Source organism: Bacteroides sp. DH3716P (assembly GCF_025914115.1).
GTDB lineage: Bacteria > Bacteroidota > Bacteroidia > Bacteroidales > Bacteroidaceae > Bacteroides > Bacteroides ovatus.
The window spans coordinates 3,652,548-3,670,008 of record NZ_CP083673.1 but is presented as its reverse complement, the minus strand read 5'-3'; the positions used below and the strand labels follow the sequence as shown (position 1 = coordinate 3,670,008).

The window sequence follows — 17,461 nt, the reverse complement described above, 5'->3', positions numbered from 1 at the left end:
ATCAAAAGCAAAAGCGTAACGACCACTCTTTCAGTTGAATCGCTACGCTTTTCTCAAATTTACTTTTTAGCTATCTGTTTATTTTATAACCTACAAAGGGGCGTGGGTTTACTTGTTTTTTGTACTATCTTGCTTAGTGCTTGTGTGAACCATATTTCGGAGGAAGAGGAGGATAGTGTTAATAATGGAGATATTCCATTGAAATTTATTGCCGATATTCGTGAATCAGTTGGTACCCGTATGGCAAATAATAACTTTGCTGAAGGGGATGAAGTCGGTCTGTTTGCTCTTGCCGGAACCACTACAATGCAAGAAGAACGTTATGTGGATAATCTTCATTTCATACGTTCATCCAATGGTGAGTTTGAATCTAACGAGTCGGTATACTATCCGGATGATGGAGTTACATTGAATTTAATCAGTTATTATCCTTATCAAAAGAGTGGCGTGGGGATAGGGGAGAGCACCATGCAGGTGGCGGTTTCAACGACTCAAAATATTCCTGACGATTATTCACATTCTGATTTCCTAATTGCTTCTAAAGAAGAGGTCTTAGCCAGTAAGGAGGCGGTCGCTCTGACCTATAATCATCAGTTTTTTCGTCTGAAAATTGTTCTTATTCCTGGAGAGGGGGAGAATTTGGAAGATATGTTATCCGTTAAGCCTACGCTTTCGGTGAGTGGCTTTTATACTAAAACAAGTTATGATTTTCAGAAAAAGACTTTCTCTGGTTATTCCGAAGAGAAAGATATTATTCCTGCAGGAGAATGGGAGATAAAAGACGGACGACTGATAGGAAAGGAATTTATTTTGATACCGCAGGAGGCGACTCCGGGATACCAATACATAACGTTGGAAGCTGCAGGAAAGCTATATATAAGCCCATTACCATCTACTTTACAATTAAAAAGTGGAAAGCAGCGCGAATTGGAAATAAAGTTTGTATCAGCCGAAGATGTATTAATGAGCAAAGTGAATGGGGAAATCGGAGATTGGGACGGAACCGAAATAGATCATACAGAATCAGTCACGCTTCATAAATACATAGATGTTTCGAAGTTAACTTTTGAAAAGTCGAATGTGTATAAAGTGTTACATTCGGGAAAGCAAGTAGCTGAAATATGTAAGGAGTATCTTGTTACTCCGGAATTTTCTTCGCAGGCAATCGTTGCCTATCCGATGAAAAAAGATGGTAGTGTGGACTTATCTCAAGGTGTTGTAGCACAGTTGCTAGGGAAATCCGGAAAAGTGAATGGAGGAAGCGTATCATGGAATATGGAAGATTACTCATTGGCCTATGTTGACGGAACTTTGCCGATTCGTAATAATGTATATGTGATGGCAAACGGAACCGTTTCTTTATCTGTTACGACAGCAGATGACGTACTATCTGTTTTGGTTTTGGAAGATATCGTTCGTGATGTACGTGGAGGAATCATTCATAATTATCCGTTAGTGAAGATTGGAACACAATATTGGATGCGGGATAATCTGGAGGCATCTTCGTATGTTGGCGGTGAAGCACTTCCCAGACTGGATGCAGTGACAGCGAATGTTGTCGGATATCTGCAATCTACTACGGAACACTATTTTTATACAGCTAATGTAGTACTTTCTAATAAAATTCTACCTATTCATTGGAGTATACCGGATTGGAAAGACTGGAACATTTTAAAAGACTATCTGAATGGAGAGGCTTCTTTGCTGAAATCAGGTACTTGGTTACCTTTGAAAGCGGGAGAACAGGTACAGCCTGCAACTAATTTATCCGGTTTTAATGGAATACCTGTAGGAATGTATGTGGGGGCTTTTCAAACTGATTACGAGAAAAAACATCTGGCATATTGGACACTGGATAATGCAAATACCGCTATCGATATCAAGGTTTTCTATCTGAAAAGTGATACGGATATCATTGAAGAATCTAATGCAGGTGTTGATACAAAAGCCTTTGCCATTCGTTGCATCAGAAAGTAAATCGACGAAAAAGGCTTCTCTTTTCCATAAATTGCTTATATTTGGGAAGTAAAACTAACTAAAAGAGAGAACTATGAAGAAGATAATAAATCCCTGGAAAGGTTTGGAAGGGTACAACTGCTTTGGTTGTGCTTCCAATAATGAAGCCGGATTAAAAATGGAATTTTACGAAGATGGTGACGAAGTGGTAAGCATTTGGAAACCACGTCCCGAATATCAAGGCTGGATTGATACCTTGCATGGCGGTATTCAAGCTGTCTTGATGGATGAAATCTGTGCCTGGGTTATACTTCGTAAACTACAAACTACGGGGGTGACGTCGAAGATGGAAACTCGTTACCGAAAATCGATTGATACCAAAGATTCTCATATCGTATTACGCGCGTCTATTAAAGAGGTAAAGCGGAACATCGTTATTGTTGAAGCAAAGTTATATAATAAGGATGGAGAAGTCTGTACAGAATCAGTTTGTACTTACTTTACTTTCTCGAAAGAAAAGTCGAAAGATGAAATGCATTTTTCGAAATGTGATGTAGAATCGGAAGAGATATTACCATTAATTTGAAATAAAAACTTAAGTTTTTGTGATAAATGTTTGGTAGTATCAAACAAATACTTTACTTTTGTCGCAGTTAATAAAAGAAATATGAAATATACAGCTACACATCATCATCATCATTTTCCTAACGAATAATCGGTGGGCGTGGATGATATTGTGTATAACTATATAAACGATAACGAAGGCTTACCGAATGCGGTAAGCCTTTTTTGTTTTTCAACGCAGATTGTATTTGTAATTAATAATTAGTAATTAAATAAAGTCATGTTAAGAATCGCAGTACAAGCCAAAGGACGTCTCTTCGAAGAGACAATGGCACTTTTAGAAGAGTCAGATATCAAGTTAAGCACTACTAAACGTACCTTGTTGGTACAGTCTTCTAACTTTCCTATCGAAGTTCTATTTCTTCGTGATGATGATATTCCGCAAACGGTAGCTACCGGGGTAGCTGATTTGGGAATTGTTGGTGAGAACGAGTTTATGGAAAAGGAGGAAGATGCGGAAATTGTCAAACGTCTGGGATTCAGCAAATGTCGTCTGTCACTGGCTATGCCGAAGGATATTGAATATCCCGGTTTGTCATGGTTTGAAGGCAAGAAGATTGCTACCTCTTATCCGGTTATTCTTCGTAACTTCCTGAAAAAAAATAGCGTAAATGCCGAAATACATGTGATAACCGGTTCGGTAGAGGTGTCTCCGGGTATTGGATTGGCTGATGCCATTTTTGATATTGTAAGTTCCGGTTCTACTTTGGTCAGCAACCGCTTGAAAGAAGTGGAAGTTGTAATGAAGTCGGAAGCATTGTTGATTGGCAACAAGAACATGAGCGAAGAGAAAAAAGAAGTGCTCGAAGAATTGCTGTTCCGTATGAACGCAGTAAAAACAGCTGAAGATAAAAAATATGTATTGATGAATGCTCCAAAAGACAAACTGGAAGAAATCATAGCTGTATTGCCCGGTATGAAGAGTCCTACAGTGATGCCATTGGCACAGGAAGGCTGGTGTTCTGTTCATACAGTACTTGATGAAAAACGTTTTTGGGAAATTATCGGAAAATTGAAAGGACTGGGAGCAGAAGGTATTTTGGTACTGCCGATTGAAAAGATGATTGTATAAATAGATAGGAACGAAAATTCGTTCCTGATAAAATATGAACCATGAAATTGATTAAATATCCCTCAAAAGAGCAATGGACAGAACTTTTGAAACGTCCGGCACTAAATACGGAAAGTTTGTTCGATACTGTTCGTTCTATTATAAATAAGGTAAGGACAGAAGGCGATAAAGCAGTATTGGAATATGAGGCTGCTTTTGATAAAGTAACCTTGTCCGCACTTGCTGTGACTCCTGAAGAGGTTCAAGCCGCCGGGACATTAGTAAACGATGAACTAAAGGCTGCCATTTCTTTAGCTAAACAAAACATTGAAACATTCCACTCTTCCCAGCGTTTTGTCGGGAAGAAGGTAGAGACAATGAATGGGGTAACTTGCTGGCAAAAATCAGTGGGAATCGAAAAGGTCGGCTTATATATTCCGGGTGGAACAGCACCGCTTTTCTCAACTGTATTAATGTTGGCTGTTCCGGCTAAAATTGCAGGATGCAAGGAAATCGTACTTTGTACGCCTCCCGATAAAAATGGAAATATTCATCCGGCTATCCTTTTTGCTGCGCAACTGGCAGGTGTCAGCAAAATATTCAAGGCTGGTGGTGTGCAGGCTATTGCCGCTATGGCCTATGGAACGGAGAGTGTACCCAAAGTATATAAGATATTTGGCCCCGGCAATCAATATGTGACAGCTGCCAAACAGTTGGTAAGCCTGCGTGATGTAGCTATTGATATGCCTGCCGGTCCTTCAGAAGTGGAAGTCTTGGCTGATGCATCTGCCAATCCGGTTTTTGTAGCAGCAGATCTTTTGTCACAGGCAGAGCACGGAATAGATAGCCAGGCTATATTGATTACCACTTCCGAGAAACTTCAAACAGAGGTGATGGAAGAAGTGGAGCGTCAATTAGCAGAACTTCCCCGTCGTGAAATTGCGGCGAAATCACTGGAGAATAGTAAATTGATTTTAGTGAAGGATCTGGATGAAGCATTGGAACTGACTAACGCGTATGCTCCGGAACATCTAATCATAGAAACGGAGAACTATATGGAAGTGGCCGAACGTGTGATAAATGCAGGTTCTGTCTTCTTAGGTTCATTAACTCCCGAGAGTGCCGGCGACTATGCTTCCGGAACGAATCACACCCTGCCGACCAACGGTTATGCCAAAGCCTATAGTGGTGTAAGTCTGGATAGTTTTATCCGTAAGATTACATTTCAGGAAATTCTCCCGGAAGGAATAAAAGCTATCGGTCCTGCTATTGAAGAGATGGCGGCTAATGAACAGCTGGATGCACATAAAAATGCCGTCACAGTTCGTCTCAAAGCAATTCAAAATTTATAATTTAAAACTTAAAGAAGTGAAAACGTTACAAGAACTAACCCGACCGAATATCTGGAAATTAAAACCCTACTCTTCGGCACGAGATGAATATAAAGGAGTTACAGCCTCTGTTTTCCTGGATGCAAACGAAAACCCCTACAATACACCTCATAACCGCTATCCGGATCCTATGCAGTGCGAACTGAAGACGTTGTTGTCGAAAATCAAAAAAGTATCCCCCGAGCATATTTTTCTTGGAAACGGTAGCGATGAAGCCATCGACTTGGTTTTTCGTGCATTCTGCGAACCGGGAAAAGATAATGTCGTAGCCATCGACCCTACTTATGGTATGTATCAGGTTTGTGCCGATGTGAACAATGTGGAATATCGGAAAGTATTACTGGATGATGACTTCCAGTTCTCTGCCAATAAACTGCTGGCGGCTACCGACGAACACACTAAATTGATTTTCCTTTGCTCGCCTAATAACCCGACAGGTAATGATTTGCTTCGTTCTGAAATTGTAAAGGTACTTTGTCAGTTCGAAGGATTGGTGATGTTGGATGAGGCTTACAATGATTTTTCCCAGGCTCCGTCTTTCCTCGAAGAGCTGGATAAATATCCCAACCTTGTCGTATTCCAAACATTCTCCAAGGCTTGGGGATGTGCTGCAATTCGCTTGGGAATGGCTTTTGCTTCCAAAGAAATTATAGACATTCTTAGTAAAATCAAATATCCCTATAATGTCAATCAGTTGACTCAACAACAAGCTATTTCTATGTTGCATAAGCACTATGAGATAGAACGTTGGGTGAAAACGTTGAAGGAAGAGCGTGATTATCTGGAAGCGGAATTTGAAAAACTTCCATGTACCATCAAATTGTTTCCTTCTGACGCCAACTTCTTTTTGGCTAAAGTGACAGATGCTGTGAAGATATACAACTATTTGGTCAGTGAAGGAATCATAGTGCGTAATCGTCATAATATTTCACTTTGTTGCAACTGTTTGCGTGTAACTGTCGGTACCCGTGTAGAAAATAATACCCTACTGGCCGCCCTTAAAAACTATCAAGGATAATTTATGAAGAAGAAAGTATTATTTATCGATAGAGATGGCACGTTGGTAATCGAACCTCCCATTGATTATCAGCTCGATTCATTGGAAAAACTGGAATTCTATCCGAAGGTATTCCGTAATTTGGGTTTCATCCGTAGTAAACTTGACTTTGAATTTGTGATGGTCACCAATCAAGACGGATTGGGTACATCTTCTTTTCCGGAGGAGACATTTTGGCCTGCTCATAATCTGATGCTTAAAACATTGGCAGGAGAGGGGATTACTTTTGATGAAATTCTGATAGACCGTAGCTTCCCTGAAGATAATGCACCTACCCGCAAACCACGTACGGGAATGTTGACGAAGTATTTAAATAGTCCCGATTATGATCTTACCGGAAGTTTTGTGATAGGTGATCGTCCTACGGATGTGGAACTTGCTAAAAATCTGGGTTGCCGGGCAATTTATTTGCAAGACTCGACCGACGCTTTGAAAGAAAAAGGATTAGAAGAAGTCTGTGCTCTTGCAACTACTGACTGGGACCGGATAGCCGAATTCCTTTTTGCCGGAGAACGGAAAGCGGAAGTACGTCGTACTACAAAAGAAACAGATATTTATGTTGCTTTGAATCTGGATGGAAATGGAACTTGTGACATTTCTACCGGTCTTGGCTTTTTCGATCACATGCTTGAGCAGATTGGAAAACATTCCGGCATGGACTTGACCATCCGTGTAAAAGGAGATTTGGAAGTAGATGAACATCATACGATCGAAGATACCGCCATTGCATTGGGCGAATGTATCTATCAGGCTTTAGGTAGCAAACGAGGGATTGAACGTTATGGCTATGCCTTACCGATGGATGATTGTCTTTGTCAGGTTTGTCTGGACTTCGGTGGTCGTCCCTGGTTAGTTTGGGATGCTGAATTCAAGCGTGAGAAGATAGGAGAGATGCCGACGGAAATGTTCCTTCATTTCTTTAAGTCACTAAGTGACGCGGCAAAGATGAATTTGAACATCAAAGCGGAAGGACAGAATGAACATCATAAGATAGAAGGAATTTTTAAAGCCCTTGCCCGTGCTTTGAAAATGGCAATTAAAAGAGATATCTATCATTTTGAACTTCCATCTAGTAAGGGTGTGCTTTAATGTTTTTTAGAATCATATCCATATTGCTTATGCAAAAGCAAATCCCACTATGCTTATTGGCGATAGTCTTATCCGTCTCTCTTTTCGGTCAAAATCTGAAAGCGGATAAGATTATTCTGTCTGATAGTGATTTGACAAATTTGTATCAAATAGATTCGGGCGTATATCGTTCGGAGCAACCTTCAAAAGAGGGCTTTAAAGCTTTAGAAAAGTATGGTATTGGAGAAGTACTTAATCTACGAAACAGACATAGTGATGATGACGAAGCAAAAGGAACAAGTATAAAACTTCACCGGGTAAAAACTAAAGCACATTCGATTAGTGAAAAGCAATTGATACAGGCATTACGCATTATTAAAAATCGTAAAGCGTCTATTGTTTTCCATTGTCACCACGGCTCTGACCGTACAGGGGCTGTTTGTGCGTTTTATCGTATCATTTTTCAGAATGTTTCAAAAGAAGATGCAATCCATGAAATGGCTGAAGGAGGCTATGGCTTTCATCGAATTTATAAGAATATTATTAGAAGAATCAAGGAAGCAAATGTGGAGCAAATAAGAAAAGAAGTAATGGAAGGTGGAGAGTTATAATATGCCATATCTTTACCATCGCTCTGTCACAGCTGTGCCACCGTATTGTCACAACCATGCCATCATGCTGGCACAGTTGTGCCAATGCGGTGGCACAAGCCTATTGATAGGACGTCTTTACAAGGCCTCTATTTCTTTAAGCCACATGGCTGAACTGGCATCGCTCGGCATTCTCCAATCTCCTCTCGGGCTGATAGAAATACTTCCTACTTTAGGACCGTCCGGCAAGCAAGAACGCTTGAACTGTTGATTAAAGAAACGACGGAAGAAGGTAGAAAGCCATTTCTTGATGGTTTTTTCATCATACATATCTTTGAATGCAATATTTGCCAGATAGAATATCTTGGAAGGCCGGAAACCGAAACGTAAGAAATAATATAGGAAGAAGTCATGTAGTTCATAAGGACCCACCAAATCTTCTGTTTTCTGTTTAATTTCTCCGTTTTCATCTGCCGGAATCAGTTCCGGACTGATGGGAGTATCTACAATATCGAGTAAAGTCGCTTTCGAATTTTCATCCATGCCATTTACTGCCACCCATTGTACCAAGTATTTTACGAGAGTTTTAGGGACACTCGCATTCACTCCATACATGGACATATGATCGCCATTATATGTTGCCCATCCTAGTGCAAGTTCTGATAAATCTCCTGTACCGATAACCATTCCCCAAGTCTGGTTCGCCACATCCATCAATATTTGTGTACGTTCGCGTGCTTGAGAATTTTCGTATGTGACATCGTGTACATTAATATTATGGTCTATATCCTTAAAATGTTGAATGCAAGCATCTTTGATACTGATTTCACGAATAGAGATACCCAGCGATTTCATTAGATCGATGGCATTATGATAAGTACGGTCGGTCGTTCCGAATCCTGGCATCGTAATGCCGAGAATATCCTTTCTGGACAATCCCAACTTATCAAAAGTCTTCACACATACAAGTAATGCCAGTGTTGAATCCAACCCGCCAGAGATACCGATTACAGCAGTTTTAGCTCCTGTATGGACAAGCCTTTGTGCCAATCCCGCTACCTGTATGGAGAACACTTCTTCACAATGTTCATTTAGCTCTATTCCTTGCGGTACAAAAGGATGAGAATTAAACTTCCGGGTTAAGGTTAGCTCTTTGCTGTTGACAAATTCAGTCGCAATAGAAACCGCCTTTTTATCCCCTAAGTTTGCTTGATTAGCTGCAAAGGTTGTATTTATCCTGCGTTCTGCCCGGATACGTTCCACATCAATTTCGCTGATAATCAGCTGTTCTTTCATGCTGAAACGTTCGCTGTGTGCAAGCAGTGAACCGTTTTCATAAATGAACCCGTTGCCGGCAAAAACTACATCGGTAGTAGATTCTCCAAAGCCACAAGACGAGAATACATATCCGGCAATACAACGTGCAGATTGTTGGCTGATGAGAGAACAAAGATAATTATTCTTTCCAATACCTTCATTATCAGCAGACATATTGAAAAGAATTTCTGCACCTTGCAGTGCCAACGAAGAACTGGGAGGTATAGTAGACCAAAGGTCCTCGCATATCTCGATGCCAAAAGTCGTATCTGAAGTCTCAAAAAGCAGATTAGAACCTATCGGAACGATTTGTCCACAGAGACGTACACTATTTGTTGTCAACTGAAGCGCCGAAGTAAACCAGCGCTGTTCGTAGAATTCTTTATAATTCGGCAGATAGGTCTTGGCGGCAACTCCCAACACTTTCCCTTTCTGAATCACTACGGCTGCATTGATTACTGTCGAATTGACACCGACAGGCATACCAACAATAGAAATGATGTCTAATTGGCGAGTGTTATTCAGAATTTGCATCAGCCCCATTTCTGCTTCTTCCAGCAAAAGTTGTTGTCCGAACAGGTCGCCACACGTATATCCTGTGATACTCATTTCCGGGAAAATAATGATCTGCACTCCTTTTCCTTCAGCCACTGCAATCAGACTTTCTATCTTCTCTACATTGAATTTACAGTCAGCCACTTTTACGTGTGGCACGGCTGCAGCTACTTTTACAAATCCGTAGTTCATCTTATACCTTATTTATATATAATGGGTGCAAAAATAGGAAATACTTTTGAATATTTATCTTTTCTGCATTGAATCCTCTCGATAAGCTATTTTGTGTGAGATATGGCATTGTTGTTTAAACAATTAAAATAACTATCAAAATGGTTGTTAATGTTAGGTTTATATTGAAATATATTGTGTATTTGTTTCTTAAATGAGTAATATATGCTTAAATATATAGCAAAAAGATATAAGTGGAAATATGGTATAAAATATGCGACATATTGTTTCTTTTATTTAAATATAATATATATATTTGTACCCGAAAAAGAACGATATTGGAAGTATATAACACCTAAACAGAACAAGTGATATTAGTGTTTAATTTATAACTTAAGAGAGCAGATGGTCATACGTTTAATTCACACAGCAGTAACACGAAAAAATTATTTGGATATTTGGCGCAATATTAAGAATTTGCCAAGTTAGTCTATTCCTATTCTATATTTATAGATAATAATAGCCTATCCCGGGTCGGTGCAGAATATGCTTAAAGCCGATTTTGGGGAAGGAGTGTATTACTATTCCATATGCGAAGATAAGCGTATTCCTAATTGTAGATAAATCTATAAAAATAAATCAATTTCATTAATTTTAATTCAAGTATCAAAGATGAGAAAATCAATTCTCTTGTTTGTACTCTTTACTCTGACAAGTATCCCCCTGTTGCTTTTTGCGCAGGGTGGATATCAGGTAACGGGACACATTATTTCGGCGGAAGATAATCAGCCGATGATTGGTGTGTCTGTTTTGGAGAAGGGTACGACGAACGGAGTAATTACCGATATGAATGGTAATTACAGTATCACAGTGACGAAATCCCCCGCTATTTTGCAGTTTTCTTACATTGGAATGAAAACGATGGAAAAGCAGGTGTCTGCTGCCACTCGTATTGATTTGAAGATGGAGAGCGATGCGCAGATGGTAGAGGAAGTGGTGGTCGTTGCCTATGGTACACGTAAGAAAGGAACGATTGCCGGTGCCGTATCTACTGTAAAGGCAGAAAAAATGGAAAATGTACCTGCGGCCGGTTTCGACCAATCATTGCAGGGACAGACCCCCGGGTTAACGGTAATCTCTAATTCGGGGGAACCAAGTAAGGCGGCTGTTTTCCAGCTTCGAGGTACCAATTCTATCAATTCGGGTACATCTCCGTTATTTATTTTGGATGGTGTGCCTATTTCCAGTGCTGATTTTAATACAATCAGTCCGGGCGATATAGAGTCTATCTCTGTGTTGAAAGATGCTTCATCCACCTCTATTTACGGTGCCCGTGCAGCGAACGGTGTGGTAGTAATCACTTCCAAACGTGGTTTGGCGATTGACAAGGCGAAAGTAACCATGCGTGCGCAATGGGGTTTTTCACAATTGGCTTCAGACGACAATTGGGTAGTGATGAATACTCCGGAACGTATCCAGTTTGAAAAAGAAATCGGTTTAGATACGGGAAAGGATTATAACTTGTTGTCTCGTACGGATGTAAATTGGCTGGATGAAGTATTCAATGACCGCGCTCCTTTGCAGAGTTATGAATTGTCTGTTAATCGTGCTACCGACCGTTTGAATTATTTTGTTTCCGGAGGATTCTATGATCAGGAAGGTATTGCCCAGAGCTCTAATTTTCGTCGTTATAATATGCGTGCTAATGCGGAAGTGAAAGCTAGCAACTGGCTGAAAATAGGTACTAATACGATGATGGCATACGAAGAAATAGCACAGGCTGAAGAGGGAGAACCGGCACTTTATACACCTATTTCCGGTTCGCGTTTTATGTTGCCTTACTGGAATCCTTATAATGCTGACGGCTCTTTGGCTTCCGAAAACGATGGAACTTGGACAGGAACCGGACAGAACCCGATAGAATGGATGGCGAACAATCCTGTAAAATATGAAAAATACAAATTGCTGTCTACTATCTTCGCGGAAGTTACTCCGATTCGGGATTTAACCATTCGTGCACAGTTTGCTGCAGATTATGCACATTCTACAGCTTTCATGCAATCTTTCCCAAGTTATATAATTAATAATAAATCAGGTAAAGCCGGGCGTAGTTCATCGGATATTCTTAGTTTGAGTGAAACTCTTACAGCCAATTACCGATGGGCTTTGAATGATAATCATTCATTGAATTTTTTGCTGGGACAAGAAGGTATAGACTATCGTTCGACCGGATTTCAGGTAACTACACAAGGACAGAACAATGACCGTCTAACCAACCTGCTTTCCGGAACTCGTGCTATCTCGTGGCCGGACTCAAATAGTGCTTATGCATACCTGTCTTTTTTCTTTCGTGGAGAGTATAACTATAAAGAGTTATATTATGCGGAAGTTGCTGCACGTACAGACGCTTCTTCCCGTTTTGGTAAAGACCACCGTTGGGGAATGTTCTGGTCGTTAGGTTTTATGTGGAATATCAAGAACGAGGCTTTCCTGAAAGAAATAGAATGGCTCACGAATGCACAGATTAAGTTAAGTACAGGTACGTCCGGAAACTCGGAAATTCCTTACTATGATCATCTGGCACTGGTTGCCGGTGATGCCAACTATAATGATGAAGCTGGTATATATCCCAAACAAAGCGGGAACGAAGAATTAAGCTGGGAGCAAACTTGGGCAAACAATATCGGTTTGACTTTGGGCTTTTTCAATAGAGTCAATTTGAACGTCGATTTTTATCATAAAAAGACGACTAATATGTTAATGTTAGTTCCTCAATCGTATGCTATTACCGGTGTCGGTAATCGGTGGGACAACATTGGTGCTATGATGAATCGAGGAGTGGAAATTGCAATGGACGGAGATGTGATCCGTACAAAATACTTCACTTGGAATCTGAGCGCAAACGTATCTTATAATAAGAATAAACTATTGGAACTTTATAATGGTGTGGAAGAATATGTAAATTCCACTACCGGATTGAAATACGTAGTAGGACATCCTGTTCATGAATACTACATGAACCGTTATGCAGGAGTGAATCCGGCTAATGGTGATGCTTTGTGGTACACTGCTGACGGAGAACTGACAACAGAATACCGTGAAGAAGACAAAGTAATGACCGGTAAAACCTTCGACTCCCCCTGGGCAGGCGGCTTCGGCACAACCCTGATGTGGAAAGGGCTTTCATTATCGGCCCAGTTCAGCTGGATGGCTAAAAGATATGTGATGAATAATGACCGCTTCTTCGAAGAAAGTAACGGACTGTATAGTGCTTACAATCAATCAAGAAGACTATTGTATGATCGTTGGAAAAAACCGGGTGACATTACGGATATTCCCCGTTACGGAGTGACAGCTCAACTGGACGACCGTTTTCTTGAGAACTCATCATTCCTTCGTTTAAAGAACCTGACACTGGCTTATGCGCTTCCGCAATCATTGTTGAATAAAACTCATTTCTTCACGTCAGCACGTGTCTATTTGCAGGGACAGAATTTGTTTACTTGGACAGGTTTTACAGGACTTGATCCGGAAGTGGCATCTAATGTATATAGGGCACAGTACCCGGCTTCACGTCAGTTTACTTTGGGTATTGACATTTCATTCTAATAGTATAATAAAGAAAGATGATTAAGAAATTTAAATTATATATCCTGATGGCTGCTGTGGCTCTTTCCGCCACTTCCTGTTTGGATAAGATGCCGGAAGACTCTATTCCTTTTGATGATGCCATTCAGACGGTGGATGATGTAAATCTGGCAGTTATCGGTATTTACGACGCATTCAAGAATAGTGCTCTGTATTCCGGTAATCTCACGATACTTCCTGATTTGCAGACCGATCTTGTGTATGGGATCAACGGAAATACGAATACATACGGAGATATCTGGCGCTGGAAAGACATTCTGGCAACAAATACAAGTATCGAGGCTGTTTATGCCGGACTTTACGATGTGATCAATCGTTGTAACTTCATGCTCGATCGTGTAGACGGAGTGAGAAACAATACAACCGATGATAATGATTTGGACAAGCTTGACCAGTATTGTGGTGAAGCTTATTTTGCCCGCGCACTTGCTTACTCGGAATTGGTAAAGCTTTTCTGTAAAGCCTACGAAAGTGATGAAGATGCTGCTAATCAGCTAGGGGTTATCCTGACGAAACATTATCAAGGCGACGAAGAAATGAAACGTTCTTCGTTGAAAGCTTCTTATGAGTTTATTCTTGAAGATCTTGACCGGGCTGCTAAGTTGTTGGAGTTGGATAAAGACTATGATCCGTCTGTAGATGTGGCTTTATTTAACAATGCTACTTACTTCAACGAATATACTGTATACGCTTTGCGTGCACGTGTTGCTCTTTATATGAAGAAGTGGGATGAAGCCATCAAATATTCCAGTAAAGTGATAGATAGCGGATATTATCTGTTGGCTAGTTGCACTCGTGCAATTTCCTCCGGAGTCAGCTATTATAAGTATATGTGGACAAACGACATGGCTACAGAAGCTATTTGGAAAGTGGGCTTCACCGTCAATTCTTATGGAGGCAAACTGGGATTGATTTTCTTAAATTACGACCATGTGAATTATCGCCCGGACTATGTCCCGGCTACTTGGGTGCTCAATGCTTATGATATGAATGATTTACGTGCCTCTACTTTCTTCGAATCGCATACAACTAGTTTTAGCCATCATCTTTCTTGGCCTTTGCTGATTAAGTATGCCGGTAATCAAGATTTCATAGCTGCTAATATTCTTCATGTTTCCATGCCTAAAGTTTTGCGTCTGTCAGAACAATATCTGATACGCGCTGAGGCTTACGTGAAAAAGGAACAGCCGGACTATGGCCGTGCGGGAAAAGATATTACGACACTGCGTACTGCACGATATTCCTCTTATGGTGGATCAACTCCCATGAGCGAGGCTAATGCAATGGAGGTTATCGAGTCCGAACGCGTGAAAGAGCTTTATATGGAAGGTTTCCGTCTTCATGATTTGAAACGTTGGCACAAAGGTTTCGAGCGCAAGCCGCAAGACCAGTCTTTGTCAACTGGCGATAGATTGAAGGTAGAAGCAGACGATCCTTTATTTGTATGGCCTATTCCGCAGCACGAACTAGACGCTCCCGGCTCGCAAATAGAACCGAATGAAAGTAATAAATAAGATTAAAACATACGATAATGAAGAAATTATTAATAGGATGTATGGCAGCCGTTGCTGCTCTGATAGCTTTCTCCGGATGCGATCAGGACAAGGTGGTGTACAGCGGACCCAATTATCTTATGTTTTCTGACACGCTTTATACTTATGCCGTGCAAGAAACCAATGAGATATTCAATGTGCCTGTTTCTGCCACTGTGCCTGCCGACTATGACCGCACTTTTGGTGTCGAAGTCATAGATAAGGAGAGTAATGCTGTTGAAGGAAAGCACTACAAAATCTTGTCGAATACCGTTACTATAAAAGCCGGCGAGATGAGTACTGATGTTAAGGTACAAGGTCTTTATAAGAATATAGGTATTACTGATTCGCTAGGATTCGCTTTGCGGTTGGTAATCCCTGATACTGAACAATGGAGTTTATACAAGAACGAGGCAAAGGTTGTGATGCAAAAGATTTGTCCGTTTGATATCAAAAACTTTAAGGGCTATTGCAAAGTGACTTCCAGCTATTTGTCTTCCGATTACTATCCGAAGAAAGTAGATTTGCGATTAGTGACTTCTGATATTGTGGAAGGTAAAGAAAACACGATTGTAGTCCATGATCTTTATTTTGACGGTTACGATATGGAGATAAAGTTCAACCGGAAAGATGTTTTGGAACCTCTCGTAGAAATGGAAGAACAGATTTGTGGCTCTACCGGAGAGGCATTCAATACGATTCATGGCGATGGCAAGTTACGGTTAAATCAGCCTACAGCTTATACTTCGTTCTATAGTACAAATGAGAATTTTATTTTGCAGTATGTTACGATGAGTGTGAATAATAAAGACGGCTCATACTACGGTACGGTAGGAACATTTGTCAATGTACTCGAGTGGATAAGCGAAGCGGAAGCTGAAAAATTAAAAGAACAAGGATATTAAAAAATAGCAATAGATAAAGATATGAAAAAGTTTAGTTTAAAACCACTAGGAGATTCGTGCATGAAGACATTATGCAAGAGTTGGCTCTTTATTGGCTTACTTATGGCTTTCTGCCTTGCGGCATGTTCGGACGACGATGATGATGCAGTGACTCCGATATTCCCGGAAAAACAGAACATCATTTGCAACTCTAATGATACAAGGGAGTTCACTTTTACGGCTAATACGAACTGGAGTTTGGCTTCTTCTGCCATTTGGTGTAAGTTCAAGGCAGATGACATGGAAGAATTTGTCCTGTCCGGAACAGCCGGTACGCAGACAGTGACTCTTCTGGTTACTGACGATAATATGCAGGCGGGCAACGTTAGCGTAGCTAAATTGGAATTGACGATGGGGGGTCAGACGATTGTAATTGGTGAAGTGACCCGCTCGAAAGTAGATTATGAATTGAAGATATACGATGCAGATGGAATTGATATCACTGAACAAGGAATACTTAAAGTCGGATATAGAGATTTTGTTCGTTTTGATGTAAAAGCTAACTTCCGCTTTGCAGCAACGAATCTGCCGGGTTGGGTAGAATTGGAAGGTGGTTCTCTTGTTGGTGCAGTGAATCAGAAAGTGAAAGGCGGTTTGAAAATCATCGAAAACGAGGTTCGTGAAAAGTATCCGGTTCAGGCTAGTGAAGAAAATGTGATCACATTCGCTGATGAAGAGGGAAGGTCATTCAAAACTTTCAAAGTGGTTTATGATGGCATGACGCCGGGAATGATGGAGTTGACTCGTCCTTCAAGCTATGCATCGGATTGGGTTGTATCAATGGATGGAAAGACATTTACCCAGAAAAGTACAGGTGGTAGTACGGGTGAAGTAACACTACACAAAAGAATGCCATTTACTGTCAAGACTCTGGAAGATGATTTTGAAATCGTATTTTTAAGTGAGGGATGGGACGGTAATATCCATCTTAAAGGTTCCGATTTTGATTTCTTTACTTATGAATGGATACATTGTGAAAAGGATGGAGGAAAATTGAATTTAACTATTGATGAATATATTCCTAACGCAATGAATGGTGACCCTGATGAAAGAATGGGATATGTTCTTGCATTTTCACGTGCTGAATATGAAAATATAAAAGATAATCTAGAGGAAGCTATTGTTGTAAATGGAGAAATAGCTTATAAGTATGAACAGAACAATCTTTTAGTTGGATTTACTCAAAAAGAAGTGAAAGAAGAGCCAGATAATAAGGCATTTAAAATAACATATTATGATGCAGAATGGGCTTTGCAAGAAGCAACTTGTACTAAAGCAGATAATGACTATGGTTATGGTATCGAGGATGTTTATATATTAAAGCAACCAGATTCAAGCGGACATGCTCTAACTATTGATCCGTTTATGGGGAGTTATGAGATAGATTGGACTGTTCAGATATGGATAGGTGATGTTAATGTTACAAGTCAATATATGGAACCATTGGAAAAAGAAATTACATTTTTTAATGATGAGCCATTAGAACAAGAAATTCATGTTTGTTTCAAACAAAATTATATGAATGTTAAAGTTTTGATTATTACTCCAAATGAATAA

General features: G+C 40.3%; 12 protein-coding genes. 11 read left to right on the top strand and 1 reads right to left on the bottom strand.

Going from position 1 to position 17,461, the window contains the following annotated elements:
* Nucleotides 1–72 precede the first annotated feature (72 nt).
* The 7 genes from KQP79_RS13685 (at nt 73) to KQP79_RS13655 (ending at nt 7,758) form a co-directional block, all read left to right on the top strand.
* Complete coding sequence (locus tag KQP79_RS13685) at nt 73–1,977, top strand: fimbrillin family protein (RefSeq protein WP_264386642.1); 1,905 nt, start codon at nt 73–75, stop codon at nt 1,975–1,977.
* 73 nt (nt 1,978–2,050) lie between these two features.
* Nucleotides 2,051–2,542, top strand: a complete 492-nt coding sequence (locus KQP79_RS13680; protein ID WP_004296910.1) for a PaaI family thioesterase — start codon at nt 2,051–2,053, stop codon at nt 2,540–2,542.
* 258 nt (nt 2,543–2,800) lie between these two features.
* A complete protein-coding gene (hisG, locus tag KQP79_RS13675) occupies nt 2,801–3,652 on the top strand; it encodes an ATP phosphoribosyltransferase (protein WP_004296908.1) in 852 nt (283 codons plus the stop codon).
* Nucleotides 3,653–3,693: 41 nt separating this feature from the next.
* Nucleotides 3,694–4,983 (top strand): histidinol dehydrogenase, encoded by a 1,290-nt coding sequence (gene hisD, locus KQP79_RS13670; protein WP_008648347.1) that lies wholly within the window; start codon nt 3,694–3,696, stop codon nt 4,981–4,983.
* Nucleotides 4,943–6,040 carry a histidinol-phosphate transaminase gene (hisC, locus tag KQP79_RS13665; protein WP_061448563.1) on the top strand — a complete coding sequence of 366 codons (1,098 nt, stop codon included), beginning with the start codon at nt 4,943–4,945 and terminating at the stop codon, nt 6,038–6,040. Before hisD ends, hisC begins: the two co-directional genes overlap by 41 nt.
* A gap of 3 nt (nt 6,041–6,043) precedes the next feature.
* Nucleotides 6,044–7,168, top strand: coding sequence for a bifunctional histidinol-phosphatase/imidazoleglycerol-phosphate dehydratase HisB (gene hisB / locus KQP79_RS13660; protein WP_061448534.1), 1,125 nt, complete (start codon nt 6,044–6,046; stop codon nt 7,166–7,168).
* Nucleotides 7,169–7,197: 29 nt separating this feature from the next.
* Entirely contained in the window at nt 7,198–7,758 is a 561-nt protein-coding gene (locus KQP79_RS13655) for a dual specificity protein phosphatase family protein (protein ID WP_061448565.1), read from the top strand.
* Nucleotides 7,759–7,875: 117 nt separating this feature from the next.
* On the opposite strand, the gene KQP79_RS13650 is transcribed toward KQP79_RS13655, so the two are convergent.
* Entirely contained in the window at nt 7,876–9,801 is a 1,926-nt protein-coding gene (locus tag KQP79_RS13650; RefSeq protein WP_032843760.1) for an NAD(+) synthase, read from the bottom strand.
* A 651-nt stretch (nt 9,802–10,452) separates the two neighbouring features.
* On the opposite strand from KQP79_RS13650, the gene KQP79_RS13645 reads away from it, so the two are divergent.
* From KQP79_RS13645 to KQP79_RS13630, 4 genes are read left to right on the top strand one after another with little or no spacing between them, the layout of a single operon-like run.
* A complete protein-coding gene (locus KQP79_RS13645) occupies nt 10,453–13,389 on the top strand; it encodes a SusC/RagA family TonB-linked outer membrane protein (protein ID WP_061448535.1) in 2,937 nt (978 codons plus the stop codon).
* Between the two features lie 17 nt (nt 13,390–13,406).
* Nucleotides 13,407–14,942, top strand: coding sequence for a RagB/SusD family nutrient uptake outer membrane protein (locus tag KQP79_RS13640; protein ID WP_061448536.1), 1,536 nt, complete (start codon nt 13,407–13,409; stop codon nt 14,940–14,942).
* Nucleotides 14,943–14,959: 17 nt separating this feature from the next.
* Nucleotides 14,960–15,865 carry a DUF4984 domain-containing protein gene (locus KQP79_RS13635; RefSeq protein WP_195310585.1) on the top strand — a complete coding sequence of 302 codons (906 nt, stop codon included), beginning with the start codon at nt 14,960–14,962 and terminating at the stop codon, nt 15,863–15,865.
* Between the two features lie 21 nt (nt 15,866–15,886).
* On the top strand, nt 15,887–17,461 hold the full coding sequence (locus KQP79_RS13630) for a DUF5003 domain-containing protein (protein ID WP_195310584.1): 1,575 nt from the start codon (nt 15,887–15,889) through the stop codon (nt 17,459–17,461).

What these genes read in the sequence shown, in the direction of transcription:
- KQP79_RS13680 (WP_004296910.1), top strand. Translation starts at nt 2,051, where the DNA reads ATGAAGAAGATAATAAATCCCTGGAAAGGTTTGGAAGGGTACAACTGC.
- hisG (WP_004296908.1), top strand. Translation starts at nt 2,801, where the DNA reads ATGTTAAGAATCGCAGTACAAGCCAAAGGACGTCTCTTCGAAGAGACA.
- hisD (WP_008648347.1), top strand. Translation starts at nt 3,694, where the DNA reads ATGAAATTGATTAAATATCCCTCAAAAGAGCAATGGACAGAACTTTTG.
- hisC (WP_061448563.1), top strand. Translation starts at nt 4,943, where the DNA reads ATGCCGTCACAGTTCGTCTCAAAGCAATTCAAAATTTATAATTTAAAA.
- hisB (WP_061448534.1), top strand. Translation starts at nt 6,044, where the DNA reads ATGAAGAAGAAAGTATTATTTATCGATAGAGATGGCACGTTGGTAATC.
- KQP79_RS13655 (WP_061448565.1), top strand. Translation starts at nt 7,198, where the DNA reads ATGCAAAAGCAAATCCCACTATGCTTATTGGCGATAGTCTTATCCGTC.
- KQP79_RS13650 (WP_032843760.1), bottom strand. Translation starts at nt 9,801, where the DNA reads ATGAACTACGGATTTGTAAAAGTAGCTGCAGCCGTGCCACACGTAAAA.
- KQP79_RS13645 (WP_061448535.1), top strand. Translation starts at nt 10,453, where the DNA reads ATGAGAAAATCAATTCTCTTGTTTGTACTCTTTACTCTGACAAGTATC.
- KQP79_RS13640 (WP_061448536.1), top strand. Translation starts at nt 13,407, where the DNA reads ATGATTAAGAAATTTAAATTATATATCCTGATGGCTGCTGTGGCTCTT.
- KQP79_RS13635 (WP_195310585.1), top strand. Translation starts at nt 14,960, where the DNA reads ATGAAGAAATTATTAATAGGATGTATGGCAGCCGTTGCTGCTCTGATA.
- KQP79_RS13630 (WP_195310584.1), top strand. Translation starts at nt 15,887, where the DNA reads ATGAAAAAGTTTAGTTTAAAACCACTAGGAGATTCGTGCATGAAGACA.